At 60.1% G+C, this 21,251-nt stretch carries 18 protein-coding genes; 8 read left to right on the forward strand and 10 right to left on the reverse strand.

Going from position 1 to position 21,251, the window contains the following annotated elements; genetic code table 11:
• Positions 1 to 53: 53 nt before the first annotated feature.
• Positions 54 to 1,205 carry an S-(hydroxymethyl)mycothiol dehydrogenase gene (locus HMPREF2943_RS06035; protein ID WP_070444064.1) on the forward strand — a complete coding sequence of 384 codons (1,152 nt, stop codon included), beginning with the start codon at positions 54 to 56 and terminating at the stop codon, positions 1,203 to 1,205.
• Complete coding sequence (locus HMPREF2943_RS06040; RefSeq protein ID WP_070444061.1) at positions 1,206 to 1,841, forward strand: MBL fold metallo-hydrolase; 636 nt, start codon at positions 1,206 to 1,208, stop codon at positions 1,839 to 1,841. It begins immediately after the preceding gene.
• Positions 1,842 to 1,855: 14 nt separating this feature from the next.
• Here HMPREF2943_RS06040 and HMPREF2943_RS06045 read toward each other — a convergent pair whose 3' ends face one another.
• The 8 genes from HMPREF2943_RS06045 to HMPREF2943_RS06080 all read right to left on the reverse strand — a co-directional run bounded on the left by HMPREF2943_RS06045 (position 1,856) and on the right by HMPREF2943_RS06080 (position 11,165).
• Positions 1,856 to 2,650: a cytochrome c biogenesis CcdA family protein gene (locus HMPREF2943_RS06045; protein WP_070444058.1), complete on the reverse strand. Its 795-nt coding sequence runs from the start codon at positions 2,648 to 2,650 to the stop codon at positions 1,856 to 1,858.
• An 81-nt stretch (positions 2,651 to 2,731) separates the two neighbouring features.
• Entirely contained in the window at positions 2,732 to 3,601 is an 870-nt protein-coding gene (locus tag HMPREF2943_RS06050) for a thioredoxin domain-containing protein (RefSeq protein ID WP_246817276.1), read from the reverse strand.
• 147 nt (positions 3,602 to 3,748) lie between these two features.
• Positions 3,749 to 4,615 carry a glucose-1-phosphate thymidylyltransferase RfbA gene (gene rfbA / locus HMPREF2943_RS06055; protein ID WP_070444055.1) on the reverse strand — a complete coding sequence of 289 codons (867 nt, stop codon included), beginning with the start codon at positions 4,613 to 4,615 and terminating at the stop codon, positions 3,749 to 3,751.
• A 117-nt stretch (positions 4,616 to 4,732) separates the two neighbouring features.
• Positions 4,733 to 6,097, reverse strand: a complete 1,365-nt coding sequence (locus HMPREF2943_RS06060; protein WP_070645725.1) for a sugar nucleotide-binding protein — start codon at positions 6,095 to 6,097, stop codon at positions 4,733 to 4,735.
• Positions 6,098 to 6,103: 6 nt separating this feature from the next.
• On the reverse strand, positions 6,104 to 7,108 hold the full coding sequence (gene rfbB, locus HMPREF2943_RS06065; RefSeq protein WP_070711083.1) for a dTDP-glucose 4,6-dehydratase: 1,005 nt from the start codon (positions 7,106 to 7,108) through the stop codon (positions 6,104 to 6,106).
• 60 nt (positions 7,109 to 7,168) lie between these two features.
• On the reverse strand, positions 7,169 to 8,527 hold the full coding sequence (locus HMPREF2943_RS06070; protein ID WP_070711084.1) for a M1 family metallopeptidase: 1,359 nt from the start codon (positions 8,525 to 8,527) through the stop codon (positions 7,169 to 7,171).
• Positions 8,528 to 8,610: 83 nt separating this feature from the next.
• Positions 8,611 to 9,690: an alpha/beta hydrolase gene (locus HMPREF2943_RS06075; RefSeq protein ID WP_070711085.1), complete on the reverse strand. Its 1,080-nt coding sequence runs from the start codon at positions 9,688 to 9,690 to the stop codon at positions 8,611 to 8,613.
• Between the two features lie 38 nt (positions 9,691 to 9,728).
• Positions 9,729 to 11,165: an alpha/beta hydrolase gene (locus tag HMPREF2943_RS06080; protein ID WP_070711086.1), complete on the reverse strand. Its 1,437-nt coding sequence runs from the start codon at positions 11,163 to 11,165 to the stop codon at positions 9,729 to 9,731.
• A 655-nt stretch (positions 11,166 to 11,820) separates the two neighbouring features.
• Here HMPREF2943_RS06080 and lpdA point away from each other — a divergent pair.
• Positions 11,821 to 13,233: a dihydrolipoyl dehydrogenase gene (lpdA, locus tag HMPREF2943_RS06085; protein WP_070711087.1), complete on the forward strand. Its 1,413-nt coding sequence runs from the start codon at positions 11,821 to 11,823 to the stop codon at positions 13,231 to 13,233.
• 496 nt (positions 13,234 to 13,729) lie between these two features.
• Here lpdA and ramB read toward each other — a convergent pair whose 3' ends face one another.
• Positions 13,730 to 15,136 carry an acetate metabolism transcriptional regulator RamB gene (gene ramB, locus HMPREF2943_RS06090; RefSeq protein ID WP_070711088.1) on the reverse strand — a complete coding sequence of 469 codons (1,407 nt, stop codon included), beginning with the start codon at positions 15,134 to 15,136 and terminating at the stop codon, positions 13,730 to 13,732.
• Between the two features lie 403 nt (positions 15,137 to 15,539).
• Here ramB and HMPREF2943_RS06095 point away from each other — a divergent pair, with 403 nt between their 5' ends.
• From HMPREF2943_RS06095 to HMPREF2943_RS06115, 5 genes are all read left to right on the forward strand, one after another.
• Complete coding sequence (locus HMPREF2943_RS06095; protein WP_070444033.1) at positions 15,540 to 16,295, forward strand: succinate dehydrogenase cytochrome b subunit; 756 nt, start codon at positions 15,540 to 15,542, stop codon at positions 16,293 to 16,295.
• Between the two features lie 15 nt (positions 16,296 to 16,310).
• A complete protein-coding gene (locus HMPREF2943_RS06100; protein ID WP_070711089.1) occupies positions 16,311 to 18,350 on the forward strand; it encodes a fumarate reductase/succinate dehydrogenase flavoprotein subunit in 2,040 nt (679 codons plus the stop codon).
• Positions 18,350 to 19,099, forward strand: coding sequence for a succinate dehydrogenase/fumarate reductase iron-sulfur subunit (locus HMPREF2943_RS06105; RefSeq protein WP_070444027.1), 750 nt, complete (start codon positions 18,350 to 18,352; stop codon positions 19,097 to 19,099). Before HMPREF2943_RS06100 ends, HMPREF2943_RS06105 begins: the two co-directional genes overlap by 1 nt.
• 47 nt (positions 19,100 to 19,146) lie before the next feature.
• Positions 19,147 to 19,518, forward strand: a complete 372-nt coding sequence (locus HMPREF2943_RS06110; protein ID WP_070711090.1) for a hypothetical protein — start codon at positions 19,147 to 19,149, stop codon at positions 19,516 to 19,518.
• A gap of 286 nt (positions 19,519 to 19,804) precedes the next feature.
• The gene (locus HMPREF2943_RS06115; RefSeq protein WP_246817277.1) at positions 19,805 to 20,302 is read left to right on the forward strand and encodes a DNA polymerase family A protein; all 498 of its coding nucleotides are present in this window, start codon (positions 19,805 to 19,807) and stop codon (positions 20,300 to 20,302) included.
• Here HMPREF2943_RS06115 and HMPREF2943_RS06120 read toward each other — a convergent pair.
• A complete protein-coding gene (locus HMPREF2943_RS06120; protein ID WP_246817279.1) occupies positions 20,299 to 21,246 on the reverse strand; it encodes an Abi family protein in 948 nt (315 codons plus the stop codon). The two genes, HMPREF2943_RS06115 and HMPREF2943_RS06120, sit on opposite strands and share 4 nt — an antisense overlap.
• Positions 21,247 to 21,251 lie beyond the last annotated feature (5 nt).

Below are 21,251 nucleotides of genomic sequence, written 5' to 3' on the forward strand. Positions count from 1 at the left end.
GACTTTTCAGGCCCGGGCAACGTTGCCCGGGCCTTTCGCGTACCCTCGCGGACATGGCTGTTAATGAAAATGTAAATGAAAATAACTCCCAGCAAGGCGCGGAGGTCGTCCGCGGCGTGATTGCGCGCGCGAAGGGCGAGCCCGTCGAGACCGTCAACATCGTCGTGCCCGCCCCGGGCGAGCACGATGTCGTGGTCAAGGTCCAGGCCTGCGGCGTCTGCCACACCGACCTGGCTTACCGCGATGGCGATATCGAGGATGCCTTCCCCTTCCTGCTTGGGCATGAGGCGGCGGGCGTCGTCGAGCGCGTGGGCGATGCCGTCACCCACGTCGAGGTCGGTGACTTCGTGGTCCTGAACTGGCGCGCGGTGTGCGGCGAGTGCCGCGCCTGCAAGAAGGGTGAGCCGAAGTACTGCTTCAACACCCACAACGCCTCCGCGAAGATGACGCTCGCGGACGGGGATAAGGACGCCGGCACCGAGCTCACCCCGGCGCTCGGCATCGGCTCCTTCGCGGAGAAGACCCTGGTCCACGAAGGCCAGTGCACCAAGGTCAACCCGGAGGCAGACCCGGCGGCCGCGGGCCTGCTGGGCTGTGGCGTGATGGCCGGCTTGGGCGCTGCGGTGAATACCGCGGACGTCAAGCGCGGCGAGTCCGTCGCGGTCTTCGGCTGCGGTGGCGTGGGCATGGCGGCCATTGCCGGCGCGGTGCTGGCGGGTGCCTCCAAGGTCATCGCCGTGGACCTGGACCCGGACAAGCTGGAACTGGCCAAGAAGTTCGGCGCTACCCACACCGTTGCGGCGAAGGATAAGTCTGAGGACGAGGTCATCGAGGCAGTCCGCGAGCTCACCGATGGTTTCGGCACCGACGTGGCCATTGACGCCGTGGGCATCCCGGTGACCACCCGCCAGGCCTTCTACTCCCGCGACCTGGCCGGCCGCATGGTCATGGTGGGCGTGCCGAACCTCACCAGCCGCTTCGACGTCCCGGCGATCGATTTCTTTGGACGCGGCGGATCGCTGAAGTCCTCCTGGTACGGCGATTGCCTGCCGGAGCGTGACTTCCCCATGTACGTCGACCTCTCCCTGCAGGGCCGCTTCCCGCTGCAGGACTTCGTCACCGAACGCATTGGTCTGGACGACGTTGAGGAAGCCTTCGCTACCATGAAGGCTGGCAAGGTACTTCGATCCGTAGTGGAGCTGTAAATGATCATTGAACAGTTTGTAACCTCAGGAAAGTTCCGCCTGGATGGCGGTGAGTGGGACGTGGACAATAACGTCTACATCCTGGCCGCTGGTGGCGCGTCAAGCGACGCCGAGTGCTACATCATCGATCCTTCCCACGACGCCGAGCGCGTCATCGAAGAGGTAGGACAGCGCACCGTCAAGGGCGTTATCCTCACCCACGCACATAACGACCACTGCGAACTCGCGCCCCAGGTGGCTGAGCACTTCGGTGTGTCTGTGTACCTGCACCCGGATGATCGCCCCCTGTGGGAGGAGACGCACGAGGACGCCACCTTCGTGCCGCTGGAGGATAACCAGCTCTTCACCGTGGGCGATAGTGACTTCGTGGTCTTTCACACGCCGGGTCACTCGCCGGGGTGCGTGGTGCTCTACATCGCGGATGAGGCCACGCTGCTGTCGGGAGATACCCTCTTCAATGGCGGGCCGGGCGCTACCGGCCGCAAGTACTCTGACTTCGACGTCATCATCGAGTCCCTGCGCAACCGCGTGCTGAACCTCCCGCCGGAGACCCGCGTCCTCCCGGGCCACGGCGATGAGACCACCATTGGTGCTGAGGCGGCGCGCATCGATGAGTACATCGCGCGCGGTTACTAGACCTTAAGCAAACCTTAGGCCTGGGTGCGGGCTGCTTTCACTCCCACGGCCACCGTGGCAGCGAGTGAAAGCCCGAACCAGACCCACGCATCCGCCACGCCCGCGCTGAAGGCGCGGGCTTTTTCCTGCACTGCGAACTGTGCATCCGTGCTTAAGACCGCGGGTAGTGTTGCGCTGCCGTAGCTCAAAATAAACAGCACGCCGATGAGCACGAAGAACGCGCCCGAGACAATGGACAAGGTATTCGTGCGCACGGGGCCGAGGACCACCTCGCGCCCGCGCAGCCAGGACCACGAGCCCACATCGAGGCGCTCCCACAGCGCAGCCAGCACAAAGAGCGGTGCAGCCATGCCCGCAGCATAAGCCACCATAATGAGTCCGCCGTAGAGCGCGCTGCCCGACGCTGCGGCCGTGGTGAGAACAGCACCTAGGAGCGGGCCCGCGCAAAAGCCGGCGAAGCCATAAACCGCGCCGAGCAGAAATACCTTGCCCCGCGCCTTACCGGACAGGGCATCCATGCCGGGGATGCGGAAGCCGCCACCTAGGGCGGTAAAGATTCCCAGCGCGATGATGATCCACCCCGCCACCGTGATGACCTGGCTGCGGTATTGCGCAAGCAGGGCGGCCAGGCCCATGCCGATGGGCACGAGCGTGGTGCACAGGCCCAAAAAGAAGACCATGGTCTTGAATAGCAGCTGGCGCTGTGACTCAAAGGCATAGGCAAAGAAGGCTGGCACCAACAGCGCTGAACAGGGGCTGATCAAAGTCAGCACACCGGCGATGACGGCGCCAAAAATTCCGATGCTCATACGCTCACCCCTACTGCATAACCGCCCAAGAATGCGGTCAAGATAACCAGTGCGATGAAGACCCACACGATAAGCGGTGGTTTAGGCATTGGCCGCCTTTCCCAGCTGTTCCTGGATGACCTGCTCAAATACCTCTAGGGGCTGCGCACCACTGACGAACTGATCTCCCACCACGAAGGCCGGGGTACCCGTAATACCAATCTGGGACGCATAGCTGGTGGCTGTCTCGATGACCTCGGTGTAGGTGTCATCCGTGGCCTGCTGGCGGAACTTCTCCAAGTCCGCAACGCCGGCCTTCTTGGCAAACTTCATGAAGTCCTCGATGCCGAATTCTGGGTGGCCGCTGATGTCCTTGCTGGCGGTGTAGAGCTCGTGCTTGAACTCCTGGAACTTGCCCTGTGCTGCGGCCGCGCGCCCGGCCTTGGCAGCTTCGACGGCGGCGGGGCCGTTCACGGGGAAGTCATTCCATTCGATGCGCACCAGGCCCTTTTCCACGTACTTTTTAAGGATATCCGGCTCGGTGACATTAGCGTGGCGGGAGCAGAACGGGCACTCGAAATCGGAGAATTCCGAAATCACCACGGGCGCATCCACCGCGCCCACGGCGAAAGGATCTTCCTCTTTCTTGCGGTGCACGACTGTGATATCCCCGGTCTTGATATCGCCGCCGGGGCCGAAAATCATCGGGTCACCCTTGCCGTCGGCGAATTTCGTGCCGGGTGTGGCCTTGTCAGCGTCCTTCGTTAGGTCTTCGGTGGGTGCCGTGCTCGTCGCGGTCTCCTGCGCTGCGTGAGTACCTTCGTCGTTGGAAGAAGCACGTTCCGCCAGCAGGAAACCAATGATGATGGCCAGAATTACAATGATTACTAACAATCCCCACGCCACGGGGCTGATGGTGGATAGCGCTGATTTCTTCGAATCATTGGTGGGACGAGAGGATGAACTAGGCATGCGATTACCTTAACGCGTCTGGGCTCGTTTGGGTGATGGTGGCTCCTGATACAGGGCGAGGGACGCTTAGGCGCGTACCGATCGATCAAATAAGGTCCGAAAACCTCCGGTATCTGAGCCCTTATTTGATCGATCGGTACCTCGGGCTTAGCTCTCTTGGGCGGCGGCGAGGAGATAACGGCCATAGCCGGACTTCAGGAGGGGCTCGGCCAGCTCGGTGAGTGCGGCGGCATCGATGAAGCCTTCCTCGAAGGCAGCAACCTCCGGCGAACCAATGACGGTGCCGGTGCGTTTTTGCATCACCTCGACGTAGGACGAGGCCTCACTCATGGAGTCCACCGTGCCGGTATCCAACCAGACGTCACCGCGCTGCATGCGCTTGACGCGCAGCTGCCCGCGGCGCAGGTATTCCTCGTTGACGGCGGTGATCTCTAACTCCCCGCGCGCGCTGGGCTGGATGGATTTGGCAATCTCCACCACCGAATTGTCGTAGAAATACAAGCCCACCACGGCGTGGTTAGACTTGGGTGCATCGGGCTTTTCCTCGATGGACAGGGCCTGGCCGGAGGAGTCAAAGTCGACAACGCCGTAGCGCTGCGGATCGGAAACCTCGTAGGCAAAGATGATGCCGCCGCCTGGGCGGCTGCACTCATTCAGTGCCGTGGAGAAGCCGTGTCCGTCAAAAATATTGTCGCCCAAGACGAGGGCCACATCATCCTCAGCGATGAAGTCTTCCGCGATGAGGAAGGCCTGCGCCAAACCTTCGGGCCGGGGTTGGACCGCATAGTGCAGCATGAGGCCGAGCTGCGAGCCATCGCCGAGCAGGCGCTGGAAGGCTGCCTGATCTTCCGGGGTGGTGATGATGAGGATCTCGCGTATGCCGGTCTGGATCAGGGTGGTCAGGGGATAGTAGACCATCGGCTTGTCATAGATGGGCATGAGCTGCTTCGAGATGCCCTTGGTAATGGGGTAGAGGCGGGTCCCAGAGCCGCCTGCGAGAATGATGCCCTTCATGGGCTTCAAGCTTAACGGAGGGGTCCCGCGCCGGGGCGCGACGGCGCGGGCTGGCGAACATAACACTTAACTTCCCACATAACATAACACCTGGGAAGTTAAGTGTTATGTTGAGTGTTATGCCGGGTAAAGCCCCAGGTAGAGCGCCAAAGCGGCCCGCCAGTTCATGGGTTTAAAGCCGGTGGCTTCAATCTTGGACAGGTCGAAGGTGGACTCCTTCGGGCGGGGGGCTTCGGGCCCGGCGATCTCGCGGTACTGCTCGGTGCTGACCGGCGCGACATTGGCGGGATCCTGGCCCACGCCGGTGAAAACGGCCATGGCAATCTCATCGCGGCCCACCACATCGCCCGAGTTGGAGATGTTGTACACGCCGTACTCGGCTTCAGTCTTGAGCAGGTGGATGATGCCCTTGGCCAGGTCCTCGGCGAAGGTGGGGCGCCCGCGCTGATCATGAATGACGGAGGGCTTGACGCCCTTATTCGCCAACGAGCGCATGGTGGCCATGAAGTTGGCGCCATCGCCGAAGACCCACGAGGTGCGGATGACGTAATGGCGCGGTGCGGTTTGCGCGGCGGTATCGCCCGCGGCTTTCGACGCCCCATAGGCCGAGAGCGGGGAAGGCACTTCCTCCTCGGAGTGGACCTCGTGAGAGCCATCAAAGATATAATCGCTGGATACGTGTACCAAGGTCAGGTTATTCTCCGCCGCAATGCGCGCGAGCTTCGCCGGGGCGGAAGCGTTGACCGCCCAAGCTGCGGCGCGATCGTCCTCCGCACCGTTGACATCGTTATAAGCCGCGCAGTTGATGATGGCTGAGTATTGCTTCCACGGGCGGGCAGGCGGGTTAGTGATATCGAATTCTTCGTGTCCACAGAACTCCACCGCGCCCAAGCCAGCGGAGGGCAGGAACTTCTTTAATGCGCGGCCCAGTTGCCCGTTGGCCCCGGTGACCAGGATGCGGCGAGGGGGCATGGGGGAGACGTCGGCAAGCGCGGGGTGCCCCTTGTCCTTGTCGGAGATCTCCGTTGGTTCCAGCGGCCAGTCCACCATGTCCAGGTTGACGCAGGTGTACTCCGCGTCCGGGGACCAATGGTCATTGACCAGGTAGGAGTAGGCGCAGGCCTCCAGAGCCTGGAAACCATTAGCCACGCCCCGCGGCACGAAGACGGCCACGTCCTCGCGCAGCTCGTGGGTTACCAGTTGGCCAAAGGTAGATGAGCCCTCACGCAGATCGCACCACGCGCCGAAGGCCCGGCCGGAGGCTACGGAGACGAGCTTGTTCCAGGGCTCCGCGTGCAACCCGCGCGTAACCCCCTTCTCCGCATTGAAGGAGACGTTGTTCTGCACCGGCTGGAAGTCCGGTAGCCCGGCCGCCACCATCTTCTCGCGCTGCCAGTTCTCCTTGAACCAGCCGCGGTTATCGCCGTGGACGTCGAGCTCCACAATGAGCAGGCCCTCAATGGCCGTTGACTGCACCTTCATGGCTATTTATTGTCCTTGCTTTGCGTAGTTGGCTTCGACTTCTTCCTTGCCCGCGCGCCACCACTCCTCGTGGGCGCGGTACCACTCAATGGTGGCGGCCAGGCCTTCGCGCAGATCCGTGTAGCGCGGGGCCCAGCCCAGCTCGCGGCGCAGCTTGCTGGCATCCATGGCATAGCGCTGGTCATGGCCCGGGCGGTCCGCCACGTGCTCGAAACGCGCTTGGCCGTCATCTGTCGCGCCCATGAGCTCACAAATTATTTCGATGACCTGGCGGTTGTTCGTATCCTCCTGGTCGGCGCCGATGTTATAAGTCTCACCGATGCGCCCACGGTCCAGAATGGCGAGTACGGCCTCATTGTGATCATCCACGTGAATCCAATCCCGCACCTGCTCGCCGGTGCCATAGAGCTTGGCTGGCTGACCTAAAAGTAGGTTGGTGATTTGCCGCGGAATGAACTTCTCAATGTGCTGGTAGGGGCCGTAACTATTTGAGCAATTCGAAATGGTTGCCCGCAGCCCAAAGCTGCGTACCCACGCGCGTACCAGATGATCGGAGCCGGCCTTCGTGGCCGAATAAGGCGAAGAAGGGTTATAAGGAGTCGACTCCGTGAAGTAGGTATCCGCGCCAATCTCCAGGTCCCCAAAGACCTCATCGGTGGAGACATGGTGGAGGCGCACATCGTGGCGGCGGCAGGCCTCCAACAGCACGAAGGTGCCCATGATGTTGGTGTGGAGGAAGGGTGCAGGATCCCGCAAAGAGTTGTCATTGTGGGATTCCGCCGCGAAGTGCACCACGGTATCGGCCTGGGCCACGAGCTTGTCGACGACCCCCTCATCCGCCACGTCCCCCACCACGAGCTCGGCGTCTACGCCGTCGAGATTGGCGCGATTGCCCGCGTAGGTGAGTTTGTCCAGGACGGTGATTTCCACCTCCGGGCGCTGCTCGGCCACGAGCCGCACGAAGTTTGCACCAATAAAGCCGGCGCCGCCGGTAACAAGCAGTTTGCGCATGGTTTCCCAGTTTAGAGCATGTATTGCTCACGCGATTGCGGGGTTTAAAGGGGCCACTGTCTACAGCGGGAAGCGCGGCAGCTCCGGCTTATCCAGCCATTGGGCTAAGAGCTCGTCGACGTCCTGCGGGTTGGATGCTGCTGCCCGCATGCGGCTAATGAGATCCTCCGGGCTCACCACCGAGTGCTGCGCTGCGGTGAGGTACTCCCGCACCGTGGCAAAGAAAGCCTCATCACCCACGAGGCGGCGCAGCGCGTGGACGGTCAGCGCACCGCGCTTGTAGACGCGGTCATCGAACATATCGCGTGTACCAGGATCACTGAGCAGAATGTCCTGCTTCTTGCGGGCCAGCACCTGGTAGTGCGAGCGCGCCGAGTCATGTGCCGGGCGGCCATGCGCGTGCTCGAACCACAGCCACTCGCAGTAGCAGGCAAAACCTTCGTTGAGCCAGATATCCTTCCACTCCATAAGGCCCACGGAGTTGCCGAACCACTGGTGGGAGAGCTCGTGCGCGATGAGCCGCTCGAAGACATGATCACCTTTGACGTGGTTGGAGCCGAAGATGGACAGGCCCTGGGCTTCGAGCGGGATTTCCAGCTCATCATCGGTGATGACTACCTGGTAGTCGGCGAAGGGGTAGTGGCCAAAGAGCTCGGAGTAGAAATCCACCATTTCCTGTTGCTGGGAAAACTCTTCGAGCACCACCTGCTTGAGGTGGGCCGGCGCCCACGCGCGGACGTTGGCCCCGAGCGGGATCTCGATGTATTCGCCAACTTGGACCGTGGCGAGGTAGGTGGCCATGGGGTGCTTGACGCGGTAGTGCCAGCGCGTCATGGATCCACCCGCGCTGCGGCGGGAGACCAACTTGCCGTTGGAGATGACCACGAAAGGATCGTCGGCGGTAATGCGGATATCGTAGGTGGCCTTTGCGGACGGGGTGTCATCACACGGGAACCAGCTGGGCGCGCCGTTGGGCTGGCTAGCTACCAAAGAGCCGGAATCCGTCTCCTCCCAGCCGATCTCACCCCATGGCGTGCGCAGCGGGCGGGGTGATCCGCCATAGCGAATCAGCAGTTCAAACTCTTGGCCTTCCACGATTGTGTCGGCGAAGTTCAAGCGCAGCTTCCCACCGGATAGGCGGAACTTGGCCACGCGCGGTGCATGCTTCGCCGTGATGCGACGAGCGACCATGGCGCCGCCGAGGTCGAGGGTGAGCTTGTCCAAGTCCTCCAACGCGCGAATATGGAGCACAGCTTCGCCTTGGAGCATGTTGGGCTCCACGCGGTAGGTCAGGTCCAAGTCATAGTGGGTGATTTCGAAGCCGAGGTTGAAATCCACCCCGGTGTAGCTATCCCGGGTAAGCGCGGCGTGACCGCGGGCGGACGAGATATGCGAAAGGGCGGTAGAAAGCAGCTTCATAATGCCGTTATCCTACCGCCCTAGTTGGCTTATCCGAAGCCAGGGGAGCAGGCACGCCGCACCGCGACGTGCTCCGCTCACTTTTAGGAGTTGAAGGCTTCCTCGAAAGTAGGCCAGGACTTCACCAGGTCCTCGCGCCAGCCCGGCCAGGAGTGGGTGCCCACGTTGCGGAAGTTGTAGGTTGCTGGAATGTTCTGCTTATCCAGCTTTGCCTTGAGCATGTGGGTGCAGTGGTTAACGGCAGCCTCGATGACGCCGCCTTCCACCTGCAGCTGCGCCGAACCCAGGTACGCAGTCAGCGGGCTGTAGCCCTTATTCATGTAGTAGGACGGGGTATCCTGCTCGCCCGCGAAGCCCGATGCGGAGGAGATGTACAGCTTGGTGCCGCGCAGCTTCTCGGAGTTCATCAGGGCATCGTTGTAGCGGTTGTAAGGAGATCCCATCGGTCCCCACATCTGCTCCGGCTGACCGCCACCGCGGTTCACGGTGAGGCGCAGGAACTCGTACTCGGTGGGGTAGGCGGTCGCAGCACAGCCAGCGAAGGAGCCAGCCGCGTCATAGAAGCCCTGGTTGTGTTGGGCAAGCAGCAGCGAGGACGTCGCGGACATGGACATGCCGGCGATAGCACGCTTGTTGCTTGCGTTCAGACGCTCCTCCAGCGGGCCAGGCAGCTCCTTGGTCAGGAAGGTCTCCCACTTCTGCGGGCCCTTGAGGTACTTGCCGTTGGGCTCCTCCAGCCAGTCGGTGTAGTAGGAGAAGGCACCTGCCTGCGGAACCACCACGTTGACGTCCTTCTCAGCGTAGAAGTCCACGACATCCGACATGTACAACCAGTCGGAATCCTGCTCGGCGGAACCAGCGCCGTTGAGCAGGTAGACCGTCGGGCGGTCCGGGTTCTTGGCCGGGATGACAGCAAGCGGAATGGCGCGGCCGTTCATCGCCGGCGAGGTAGCCTGCAGCTTGAGAACGCGGGCGTCATCCTTGTAGTGGTCATACCACTTCTGGCTCTCCACCTCCGGGGTGACCTGCAGGTCCGAGATGGTGGATAGGGCAGTGTCACCCGCAACCTGCTGCGCGGTGAGGGTGGCAGCACCCGCAACGGGGCTGACCAGCGCGGCGGCACACAGCGCGCCGGCGGTGAGGAGAGAGCTAAGACGCTTCATAACGTTCCTTATTCAATAATTGGTACGGCGAATAGAGCTTAGTGCTCGGTCGCCTCAGTATCTACTGGCAGGGAATCAGCGGGGGCCTCGGTGTCTGCCTCTGCCTCATCCAGTTTCGCATCCTGACTATCGGCCTCGGCATCCATTTCGTTAGCGCTCGCGTCCTCATTTGCTGCATAAGTTGCCGCTACCGGCGCGGAAGGATCCTCGGGAAAGAAGGCGCTGGCGAATGTCGGCCACGAGGAGTTGATGTCGTCATACCAACCCGGCCAAGAGTGGGTACCGGTGTTGCGCAGGTTGAAGACTGCGTCTTTAACGCCCTCGCGCTCCATCTTTGCCTTCAGGTCATGCGTGCAGGCGTTCATGGCTGCCTCGATGACGCCGCCCTCAACCACGAGGGTGGAGGAAGACTTGAAGGCCTGGGATGAGCCCGAGGCATCAATCTTGGACGAGCCCAAGTCTGTTGCCCCAGCCAAACCGGAGTTGGCGGAAACATAGACCTTGGAATTGCCCATGTTGTTCTTGGTGGCGTTGATGAGGCCATCGTTGTAGCGGTTGTAGTCTCCGCCCTTCGCGCCCCACATCTGCTCGGTGCTTCCGCCACCGCGGTTCACGGTGAGCTGCGCGTAGAAGTTCGGCAGCGGGGTCGAGGTAGCAGCGCAACCGGAGTAGGAGCCGATGGCATCGTAGAAGTTCGGGTTGTGCTGGGCCAGCACGAGCGAGGAGGTTGCGGACATGGACATGCCGGCGATGCCGCGCTTGCCGTTGCCGTTAATGCGCTTCTCCAGCGGTCCCGGCAGCTCCTTGGTCAGGAAGGTCTCCCACTTCTGTGGGCCCTTGAGGTAGCCGCGGTCCGGGGTGCTCAGCCAGTCGGTGTAGTAGGAGAAAGCGCCCGCCTGCGGGATGACGACGTTCACGTTGCGGTTGGCGTAGAAGTACGGCAGGTGCTGCACACCCTTTGCCTTCGGATCGAGATCCTTGCCAAAGGTGGAACTAATCCAGTCCATTCCTTGCTCGGCGCCGCCGGCACCGTTGAGCAAGTAAATGGTGGGGCGGGAGGCATCAAAGGTGCCGTCCGGGGTGAGCACTGCGAGGGGGACGTCGCGGTCCATTGCGGGTGCGGTGGCCTTAAGGGGCTTCACCAATTGACGGTATTCCCCGTACCTGAAGACGTAGCCCATCCACTTCTTTTTTTCCGGAAGCTTGTTGATCTTGGGCTCGCTGAAATTGGTGTTTCTGTCGTTAAGAGCAGCTTCATATTCCTCTCGAGATGGCAACGGGTTGCCGGCCTCATCCTTGGGCAGGTACTCCTCGAGCTCGTCGTAAAGGTCGATATCGGAAATCTGGGATTTTTCAGCGTTACCGCGGATTTCATCCGGGTCAATGTCGGATGCGCTGGCGATAGGGGATACAACGGCGCCGAGGGCTAAGGCTGATGCCGCTGCCAGCGTCGTGAGAGAGCGCGCAATCTTCATGGAATCTCGCTTTCTTGATGATGAGCGGAAGTGTAGGGGCAAGTTTAAAAGATGCTCCGGACAAACCACCCTTGAAATGGGCAAAAGTACTGATAGACGGGCAATTCAGTACCCCCGAAGATAAGGGTAGCGTGATTAAACATACCAAGTTATTAGAGTGAATGGTGGTATTGAAGTTGAAACCGTGTCATAATCTTTCCGCGCCTATTCCTGGGTTATGTAACGCAACGACAGTCTCGTTCGTTAGTGGAGCTAGGTACCGAGACCGCCTCCGGCGGCTGCCTGCATCGCTGTGACCTCGCGGGAGGGGTGCCGCGTAAAGTCGCGCACGCCGCTCAAATACCAACAGAAAGAAGAAGAATGAACTTTTTTGACACCATCCTCGTTTCCATCAACCAGGTGCTGGGCCAGATCGCTCACTTCGGCTCCTCCACGTCCTCGAAGGCTGCCCTGGACTGGGGTCTGTTCTAAGAAATCTGCAGGGGGTAGTGCCCCGCTTTCCTTCCCCTAATCCCCTTCATTGGGGGTTGGGGGTTTATTTGTGTCAGTTTGCAATCCGCGCGTTAGGCCTGCATCGGGACGGCTATGAACGTCTGGTGGGTACATGCTCGGGGGTGGTGGGACAGCGAGCCTAAAGTTACGTATCCTATAGAGCGTGACTAATGAACATTTTGACGTTGTAGTACTCGGCGCGGGCCCTGGCGGCTACGTGTCCGCCATTCGCGCTGCCCAGCTGGGCAAGAAGGTTGCCGTTATTGAGAAGCAGTACTGGGGCGGTGTCTGCCTCAACGTGGGCTGCATCCCGTCCAAGGCTCTTCTTAAGAACGCTGAGGTTGCACACACCTTCAACCATGAGGCAAAGGCCTTTGGTATTTCCGGCGATGTTTCTTTCGACTTCGGTGTTGCGCACAAGCGCTCCCGTAAGGTCTCGGAGGGAATCGTCAAGGGCGTGCACTACCTGATGAAGAAGAACAAGATTACGGAGATCAATGGCTTGGGCTCCTTCAAGGACGCCAAGACCATCGAGATTACCGAGGGCGATGACAAGGGTAAGACCATTACCTTTGATAACTGCATTATCGCCACCGGCTCCGTTGTCCGTTCCCTTCCGGGCGTGGAAATCGGCGGCAATATCGTGTCCTACGAGGAGCAGATCCTTAACGATGATGCCCCGGATTCTATGGTGATCGTTGGCGCAGGCGCCATCGGTATGGAGTTTGCTTACGTTCTGGCCAACTACGGCGTGGACGTGACCATCGTGGAGTTTATGGACCGCGTCCTGCCAAACGAGGACAAGGACGTATCCAAGGCTATTGCCAAGGAATACAAGAAGCTTGGCGTGAAGCTCCTGACCGGTTACAAGACCACCGCTATCAAGGACAACGGCGACAATGTCACCGTTGAGGTCGAGTCCAAGGACGGCTCCAAGACCGATACGCTGACCGTCGATCGTTGCATGGTCTCCATCGGCTTCGCCCCGCGCACCGAGGGCTACGGCCTGGAGAACACCGGTGTCGAGCTCACCGAGCGCGGCGCCATCGCTATCGATGACTACATGCGCACCAACGTTGAGGGCATTTACGCCATCGGTGACGTCACCGCGAAGCTGCAGCTCGCACACGTGGCTGAGGCACAGGGTGTCGTGGCCGCTGAGGTCATCGCCGGCGCTGAGACCCAGCTGCTGGGTGACTACATGAATATGCCGCGCGCTACCTTCTGCAACCCGCAGGTTGCCTCCTTCGGTTACACCGAGGAGCAGGCTCGTGAGAAGTTCGCTGACCGCGACATCAAGGTTGCTACCTTCCCGTTCTCCGCTAACGGTAAGGCAGCTGGTCTGAATGAGACCGCGGGCTTCGTCAAGCTCGTCGCTGACGGCGAGTTCGGTGAGCTCATTGGTGGCCACATGGTGGGCTCCAACGTTTCCGAGCTGCTGCCGGAGCTGACCCTGGCGCAGCGCTTTGATCTCACCGCTGAGGAGATCGGACGTAACGTTCACACGCACCCGACCCTGTCTGAGGCCATGAAGGAAGCAGCCGAGGGCATCGGCGGCCACATGATCAACCTCTAAGGTCACGGCAAGAAGCCAAAACAAGAACTCTCCCCCTCAAACCCAGAAAGGGTTTGAGGGGGAGAGTTGGTTTTAGCGCCGTAGCGCGCCTGCCTTTAGCCGAAGAGCTTGGAGGACAGAACGAACGGTGCATTAACGATGGTTACGAGAAGGCCCTGAATCTGGCCAAGGAAACCGTTAGCAAAGCTGCTCATGATAGTGATCCTTTCGATAGGGGATATCGGTCATGTTCCATTATAAGAAATTCGACCCTGGAAAATCTATGAATTGTGATAGACAAAATCATGCCAAAACTTTTTAAGGGCAATGTATATGGGCTGACGGAAGCTTAAATGCCCAGTTCAAGATGTATAAAAGAACTCCTGGAGGGGATCTGCCCCCGGAAAAATTCATCCCGACACTGGAGATCGCTCCCCATAAAAGGCAATAAAAGGTTATTTGTGATGTAAAAGCGTTCCGTTTGGCTCGTCCCTACTGCACGTGTCGCGAGATCTGGTTAGTACGGCGCAACCGCGGAGCGGTGGGCATCAATGACTAACTGCTCGTTGATGGCGGGGAAAGCTCGCTGCGCACAGTTCTGGCGCGGGCAGGTGCGGCAGCCAGCGCCAATCGGGGTCGCGGAAGAAAGGGCATCGAGGTTCAGGCCCTGGGCGTAGACAGTGCGGTTGGCGTGGCGGGCCTCGCAGCCCAAGCCGATGGAGAAGAGCTTGTTGGTATCCCCGAAACGGCCTTGCGGGTAGCTCACCGTGCGCGAAACCCAGAGGTAATTGCGCCCATCCGGCATCTGCGCCAGCTGCCGGGAAATGGTGTTGGGGCGTGAGAAGGACTCGTAGACATTCCACAGCGGGCAGGTGCCGCCGGAGTTGGAAAAGTGCACGCCCGTGGCTGATTGGCGCTTGGACATGTTGCCGGCGCGGTCCACCCGTACAAAGGTAAAGGGGATGCCGCGCTTGTTGGGTCGCTGCAGCGTGGAAAGGCGGGAGGCAACGGTTTCATAGCCCACGCCGAAAACATTGCAGAGGTACTCCACGTCATACCCGGATTGCTCGGCCTCACTATGGATGAGGTTATAGGGCAAAAGGATGGCTGCAGCGTAGTAGTTGGCGATTCCCCGCTTGGCCAAGTTGATCGAGGCATCCGAGGTGAAGGGTTCTTCGTCCACGAGGTGGCTAATAAGCTCACCTGCTTCCAGGAACCCCAGCTCCGCCGCCATGCGGAAGGCGCGCTGGCCCACGCTCAGGCGGCTGGCTAGGCGAAGGGTGCCGGTGTTCTTGTCAAAGCGGTGCAGTGTGCCATCCATGCGATCGGTGGTGAGAATCTCCACGCCGTGCTGGGATGTGAGCCTGTCATTTAGAGCCTGCTCGATATCGCGGATGTGGAAGGGGGTGACGCCGAGCTCCGCGGCAATTCCCTCCGCATGAATATCCAATTCATCGAGGTAATTCTGCCGGGCATAGAAGAAGTCCCGCACCTCGTCGTGAGGCATGGATAGCGCCTGGCTGCCATCCGAGCGGCGGGTATCGGTGGCAAGCGAAAGCTTGTCGCGAATGTTGCGGTAGCGACGGTGGATATCCACGAGCGTGCGGGCAACGGTGGGGTGGTTATAAACCAACTCGGACAATTCCTGAAGCTCCACGGGGGAGGGGCAGATTTCCTGGTCTTGTACGACATCCTGGATTTCTGCCAGCAGGCGTGAGTCATCATCGCGGGAGAAGAACGTGGCATCAACGCCAAATGCTTCAGTGATTTTCAGCAAGACCGGGACGGTAAGTGGGCGCACGTCATGCTCAATCTGGTTGACGTAGCTCGCTGAAAGCCCCAGCGTAGCGGCGAGGGAGGCTTGGCTGAGATCACGTTCGCGGCGCAGCTGGCGCAGGCGCGAACCCACGTATGTCTTGCTCATGTGAGCTAGGTTACCTAGTGCCTTTCACTCATAACAATATTTTTGCAAGGAATGTGTGAAGTATTTTAACTCCGCTGTGAAGTGGGGGTGTTGGCAAGGCGCTGGGCGGGCAATGAGGGGGTGGATACCAAGCGAAAGTTTGACGCCTAAAGGGGTAGGGTCGTCACTCGCGCCACACCCTGTGACAAAAGTCTCATCCGTGAAATGTTTTCGCAAGGTCAATATTGCGTAAAGGGAAGTGATCAAGGTAGAGCGGCAAAAGGGGTGGGGTACTTAAGGCAACCCTTGCCTTATCTCAAATCTTTCGGTGGGCTGGAGGAGGGGCAAGGGGCCTGCAAAGCAAAGAGATAACTAGTGGTCAGCGTGAAGTTCTGCGTAAGGTAAGGACGACTATGGAGGTGTCATGTCTGTAAAAAATCCTGACCGTGAAGCCCTCGCTCACGGCCGTATTACTAATGAAACGATTCGTCCTAAGCCAGGAATTCCGTCCTGGGCTTTGAAACTGACGATGGCAATTACCGGTCTGTTCTTCGCACTCTTCGTTGTGGGACACATGGCCGGAAACTTGAAGCTTTACCTGCCGGCTCATGACGGCCAGGAAGCCCTCGATGCCTACGGCGCATTCCTGCGCAGCATGGGTGATCCGCTGATTCCGAGCGGTCACCTTCTGTGGATCATCCGCATCGTTTTGCTGGCGTGCGTGATCGCCCACATTTACGGTGCCTTCGCGCTGACCGCTCGCTCCAAGGCATCCCGCGGTAAGTTCAAGCGCACCAACCTGATGGGCGGCATGGATTCCTTCGCGACGAAGACCATGCTGGTGACCGGCGTCGTGCTGCTCCTGTTCATCGTCTTCCACATTCTGGATCTGACGATGGGTGTTCAGCCGATCGCTCCGGAGGCTTTTGCTCATGGTGCCGTGAAGGCCAACATGATCGCTACCTTCTCCCGCTGGCCGGTGACCATCATTTACATCGTCGCCATGCTCTGCCTCTTCCTGCACCTGACCCACGGCATCCGCCTTGCGGCTTCCGACCTGGGTATTACCGGTGCTAAGTGGCGCGAGGTATTTGTCATCTTGGCGTACGTTGTCCCGGCCGTCGTGTGCCTGGCAAACATCGTCATGCCGTTGTCCGTCGCCCTGGGCTGGGTCAGCTAAAGGAGTTTTGAACCCATGACTAACGCGAATCCTGTGTCGAACGCGAACACTGAACTCAAGCGCGAGCACCCGAACTTCTCGCACCCGCAGTCCGTCGTCCCGGGTGTTAAGCCGGGCCGCATTCTGGAGTCCCACGAGCCGCACGGCGTCCCGATGAAGGACATGTGGAGCTACCAGAAGGACCACATGGAGCTGGTCTCCCCGCTGAACCGCCGCAAGTTTGAAATCATCGTCGTCGGTACCGGCCTGGCTGCTGGTTCCGCTGCGGCTGCCCTCGGCGAGCTGGGCTACAAGGTAAAGGTCTTCACCTACCACGACTCCCCGCGCCGTGCGCACTCCATTGCTGCGCAGGGTGGTGTTAACTCTTCCCGCCACAAGAAGGTGGATAACGACTCCGCTTACCGCCACACCAAGGACACCGTCAAGGGTGGCGACTACCGCTGCCGCGAGTCCGACTGCTGGCGCTTGGCTTATGAGTCCATCCGCGTCATCGACCACATGAACGCCATCGGCGCTCCGTTCGCTCGCGAGTACGGCGGCACCCTGGCTACCCGTTCCTTCGGTGGCGTGCAGGTCTCCCGCACCTACTACACCCGTGGCCAAACAGGCCAGCAGCTGCAGCTGTCCACCACGTCTGCGCTCTACCGCCAGATTGGTCTGGGCAACGTGGAGCTCTTCGCTCACCACGACCTGCAGGACATCATCACCTACACCGACGGTGGCAAGAAGCGCGCCGGCGGCATCGTGACCCGTAACCTCATCACCGGCGAGCTGAAGGCCTTCACCGGCCACGCAGTCATCCTCGGTACTGGTGGTTACGGCAACGTCTACCACATGTCCACGCTGGCTAAGAACTCTAACGCCGGCGCCATGATGCGTGCGTACGAGAACGGTGCTTACCTGGCTTCCCCGGCATTCATCCAATTCCACCCGACTGGCCTGCCGGTGAACTCCGAGTGGCAGTCCAAGACCATCCTCATGTCCGAGTCGCTGCGTAATGACGGCCGCATCTGGTCTCCGATTAAGGAGAAGGATGACCGTCCTGCCAACGAGATTCCGGAAGAGGAGCGCGACTACTTCCTGGAGCGCCGCTACCCGGCCTTCGGTAACCTCGTCCCGCGTGACGTGGCGTCCCGCGCCATCTCCCAGCAGATCAACAAGGGTCTGGGTGTTGGACCGCTGCACAACTCTGTGTACCTGGATTTCCGCGACGCCATCGAGCGTCTGGGCAAGGACAAGATCCGCGAGCGTTACTCCAACCTCATCGAAATGTACGAAGAGGCCATTGGTGAATCCGCTTATGAGACCCCAATGCGTATCGCTCCGACCTGCCACTTCACCATGGGTGGTCTGTGGACGGACTTCAACGAGATGACCACCATCGACGGTCTCTTCGCCGCCGGTGAGTGCTCTTGGACCTACCACGGTGCGAACCGCCTGGGTGCTAACTCCCTGCTGTCCGCTTCCGTTGATGGCTGGTTCACCCTGCCGTTCACCATCCCGAACTACCTGGCTCACCACCTGGGTGAGGCCAAGCTGGCTGAGGATTCTGCTGAGGCCAACGAGACTGTCGCTCGCGCTCAGGCTCGCATCGACCGCCTCATGTCCATCCAGGGTGCGGACCCGCACGGTCCGGCGTACTACCACCGCCAGCTGGGTGACATCCTCTACTGGGGTTGCGGCGTATCCCGTAACGTCGAGGACCTCAAGGTTGCCATCGAGAAGGTTCGCGAGCTGCGCAAGGACTTCTGGGCTAACGTCCGCATCACTGGTGAGGCCAACGACATGAACCAGGTCCTCGAGTACGGTCTGCGCGTTGCTGACTACATCGACCTGGGTGAGCTCATGTGTATTGACGCCCTTGACCGCGACGAGTCCTGTGGTGCTCACTTCCGCGAGGACCACCTCTCCGAGGACGGCGAGGCCGAGCGTGATGACGAGAACTGGTGCTTTGTTTCCGCTTGGGAGCCGGGCGCTGCTGAGGGCGAGTTCATCCGCCACGCTGAGCCGCTGTACTTTGATTCGATCCCGCTGATGACAAGGAACTACAAGTAATGAAACTGACACTTGAGATCTGGCGTCAAGCCGGACCGACGCAAGAAGGCAAGTTCGAGACCGTGCAGGTTGACGACGCCGCCGAGCAGATGTCCATCCTGGAGTTGCTCGACCACGTCAACGACCGCCTCATTGAGGAAGGCACCGAGCCTTTCGCATTCGCTTCTGACTGCCGTGAGGGCATCTGTGGTACCTGCGGCCTCCTGGTCAACGGCCGCCCGCACGGCCCGGGCCAGAACACCCCGGCCTGCCAGCAGCGCCTCTTCCAGTTCAAGGATGGCGACACCATCAAGCTGGAGCCTTTCCGCTCCGCTGCCTACCCGGTTATCAAGGATATGATCGTGGACCGCGCCAAGCTGGACCACGTCATGGAGCAGGGCGGCTACGTCTCCATGGATGCGGGTACCGCTCCGGATGCTGACACCCTGCACGTCAACCACGAGACCTCCGAGTACGCTCTGGATCACGCTGCCTGCATCGGCTGCGGTGCCTGCGTGGCATCCTGCCCCAACGGTGCTGCTCACCTGTTTACCGGTGCCAAGCTGGTTCACCTCTCCCTCATGCCGCTGGGCAAGGAAGAGCGTGGCCGCCGCGCACGCAACATGGTGGACGATCTGGAGCAGAACTTCGGCCACTGCTCGCTCTACGGCGAGTGTGCCGACGTCTGCCCGGCTGGTGTGCCGCTGACCGCGGTTTCCGCGGTTACCCGCGAACGCGCACGTGCTGCTTTCCGCGGCAAGGACGACTAAGCTATAGTCATTCACAGGATTAACAGGAACGAGAGAAAGTTTCAGCCATGAGCGACCTCAACCCGGCAGTTGCTGATCACCACAGCGAGACCTACCCGGAGTTCTCCGGTAAGATTCAGGACTCCTACATCGAGGGATATGACCCCGTTTCTTACGGCGCACCGCACTCTTCTTTGCTGCGCACCTCCACCTGGGTGGGCATGGGTCTGACTCTCTCGATCCTGCCGCCGCTGGGCATCCTGATCTGGGGCCTCGGCACCTGGCTCTACCCGGACGGCACCGCGGGTGCTGATTACCAGATCAACCTGATCGTGGGTGCCATCGCCAGCGTCGTCGTAGCCATCATGGCTATCGCCGCCGTCAAGTATGGCCGCCGCTACTACCGCCAGTACCGCAAGGAAACCGGCCGCATCAACTAGGCACCTCCTAGGCCGTTGAACGCCTGAGTTTCTGTACTGGTACCACAACAACCCCCACCTCCAAACACACATGGGAGACCATGTGAGGCGGTGGGGGTTGTTGGCGTTTGGGGTGGGGTAGAGGGAGCGCAGCCAAGCACAAGGGGATGACTGAGGCACCGACGCTTGGCGACGCCTCCCGCCTCCCGCCACAATGAGGGGGAGGGAAGTGCTCAGGATGACGTCTTTAGGTCACTTGGTATTTGTCTAATAGTTCTCCACTGCGTACATCACCACGCTTTTGGGGTTGGTCGGGCCGAAGTCCGTATCGTCGTTGAGGGGCCTGACCCCCGACGCCATCACCACCCGCCAGGCTGTTCGGCTGTGCAACCTTCGCTTCACTGCCGAGTCCGGCATCTTGTTTATCACCCCGCCCTCTGGTAGGCGGCTAGCCTGCGTGAAGCCCCAGCTGGGTGATAACCGGTGGGGCGGCGCCTCCATCACCTACAGTGATGTCACGACCGGACGCAAGTGGGGGCGGCTAGAGACCTACGGCGGGAAACTCGTCGAGAACATCGTCCAAGCAGTCGCTCGTGACCTCCTCGTCCACGGCATGACATTCGTCGCTCAGGCTGGGCACAAGATTGTCATGCACGTCCACGACGAAATCGTCATCGACGAACCCGAGGACTCCGACTTCACCATCGCCGATGACTGCCAGCGCATGACGACCCCACCCGACTGGGCAGCAGGACTGCCACTCAACGCCGACGGGTACGAATGCGACTACTACCACAAGGATTAGACGCGCCAGAGAGACACCTCGCGCCAGTTGTCAGGTGCTCCTGTGCGAGAAAACGGCACGATGGGATTGTGCGGGTAGGTGTGGAACAGCTTCGGTAGCCGGTCGGCCGGAGACAAGCCCAGTTGGCGGTGCAAGTATTGGATAAGGGAGAGCTGGCCGAACAAGCGATTCATTCCTTCAGCTACCGGAGCCAGCCTGACGTCATTGTTCAGTTTCGGTTTGATGTCGTAAACACGGTTGAACATCCTTGCATGATGAGCTGCGTAATTACGCAGAATATTCAAGGATTTCAGCCATGATTCAAGCTGAGGACCAGTTAGGCCGCAGGGCTCGGAAACCTGTTTGCGCACGATATTGGGCGACATGCCGTACAAGTACGACAGCATCCCCCAATCCATGATTTCGACAGCCGCCCAGATGGGTAGAGTCCCGCCATATTTGGATTTATGGTGGGCGACGAAGTCCTCCTTCGACGCTTTCAATGACGACAGGTACTTTCTCATCCACACCTCGTGCACGCTACGCCCGTCTTTGTTTCGCTGCCGTGCCCGAGCGCTCAAACGCTGGGGATCCAAATAGATCAGCGGGTCAAGGCGACCCAGTTCGTGGCCGAGCTTGGTTCGAATAGCCAACTCCACGCGATCAAGCTCGATGAATACGCTGTGGCGCAATTGTTCGTCAAACTCATAGAGGGCTACCACCAGGTCAAACGATGCTCCCTCCACGAATTCATCTCGGGCAGTGCCGTCGTCTTGGGAGAAACGGCGCATCGGGTACCAGTATCCGGACAAGCGGTAGTAGTTCAATCGCGCCAACAGCGTCTCAGCATGCTGGGGATCATTCACTCGCATCCCACGCTGACGAAGCAATTCGACCTGTTCACCGTAGGTCTTGAACTGCTTTACTCGCTCCACGCGCAGGCTTAAGGGACATTTCGTGTGGATAAACC

It is taken from the genome of Corynebacterium sp. HMSC072D12 (genome assembly GCF_001813925.1).
Taxonomy (GTDB): Bacteria; Actinomycetota; Actinomycetes; order Mycobacteriales; family Mycobacteriaceae; genus Corynebacterium; species Corynebacterium aurimucosum.

Coding starts and splice junctions, on each gene's coding strand:
- HMPREF2943_RS06070 (WP_070711084.1), bottom strand. CDS start 8,527: ATGAAGCTGCTTTCTACCGCCCTTTCGCATATCTCGTCCGCCCGCGGT.
- HMPREF2943_RS06075 (WP_070711085.1), bottom strand. CDS start 9,690: ATGAAGCGTCTTAGCTCTCTCCTCACCGCCGGCGCGCTGTGTGCCGCC.
- HMPREF2943_RS06095 (WP_070444033.1), top strand. CDS start 15,540: ATGTCTGTAAAAAATCCTGACCGTGAAGCCCTCGCTCACGGCCGTATT.
- HMPREF2943_RS06040 (WP_070444061.1), top strand. CDS start 1,206: ATGATCATTGAACAGTTTGTAACCTCAGGAAAGTTCCGCCTGGATGGC.
- HMPREF2943_RS06060 (WP_070645725.1), bottom strand. CDS start 6,097: ATGAAGGTGCAGTCAACGGCCATTGAGGGCCTGCTCATTGTGGAGCTC.
- HMPREF2943_RS06100 (WP_070711089.1), top strand. CDS start 16,311: ATGACTAACGCGAATCCTGTGTCGAACGCGAACACTGAACTCAAGCGC.
- HMPREF2943_RS06050 (WP_246817276.1), bottom strand. CDS start 3,601: ATGCCTAGTTCATCCTCTCGTCCCACCAATGATTCGAAGAAATCAGCG.
- HMPREF2943_RS06105 (WP_070444027.1), top strand. CDS start 18,350: ATGAAACTGACACTTGAGATCTGGCGTCAAGCCGGACCGACGCAAGAA.
- HMPREF2943_RS06035 (WP_070444064.1), top strand. CDS start 54: ATGGCTGTTAATGAAAATGTAAATGAAAATAACTCCCAGCAAGGCGCG.
- HMPREF2943_RS06080 (WP_070711086.1), bottom strand. CDS start 11,165: ATGAAGATTGCGCGCTCTCTCACGACGCTGGCAGCGGCATCAGCCTTA.
- ramB (WP_070711088.1), bottom strand. CDS start 15,136: ATGAGCAAGACATACGTGGGTTCGCGCCTGCGCCAGCTGCGCCGCGAA.
- HMPREF2943_RS06045 (WP_070444058.1), bottom strand. CDS start 2,650: ATGAGCATCGGAATTTTTGGCGCCGTCATCGCCGGTGTGCTGACTTTG.
- rfbA (WP_070444055.1), bottom strand. CDS start 4,615: ATGAAGGGCATCATTCTCGCAGGCGGCTCTGGGACCCGCCTCTACCCC.
- rfbB (WP_070711083.1), bottom strand. CDS start 7,108: ATGCGCAAACTGCTTGTTACCGGCGGCGCCGGCTTTATTGGTGCAAAC.
- HMPREF2943_RS06110 (WP_070711090.1), top strand. CDS start 19,147: ATGAGCGACCTCAACCCGGCAGTTGCTGATCACCACAGCGAGACCTAC.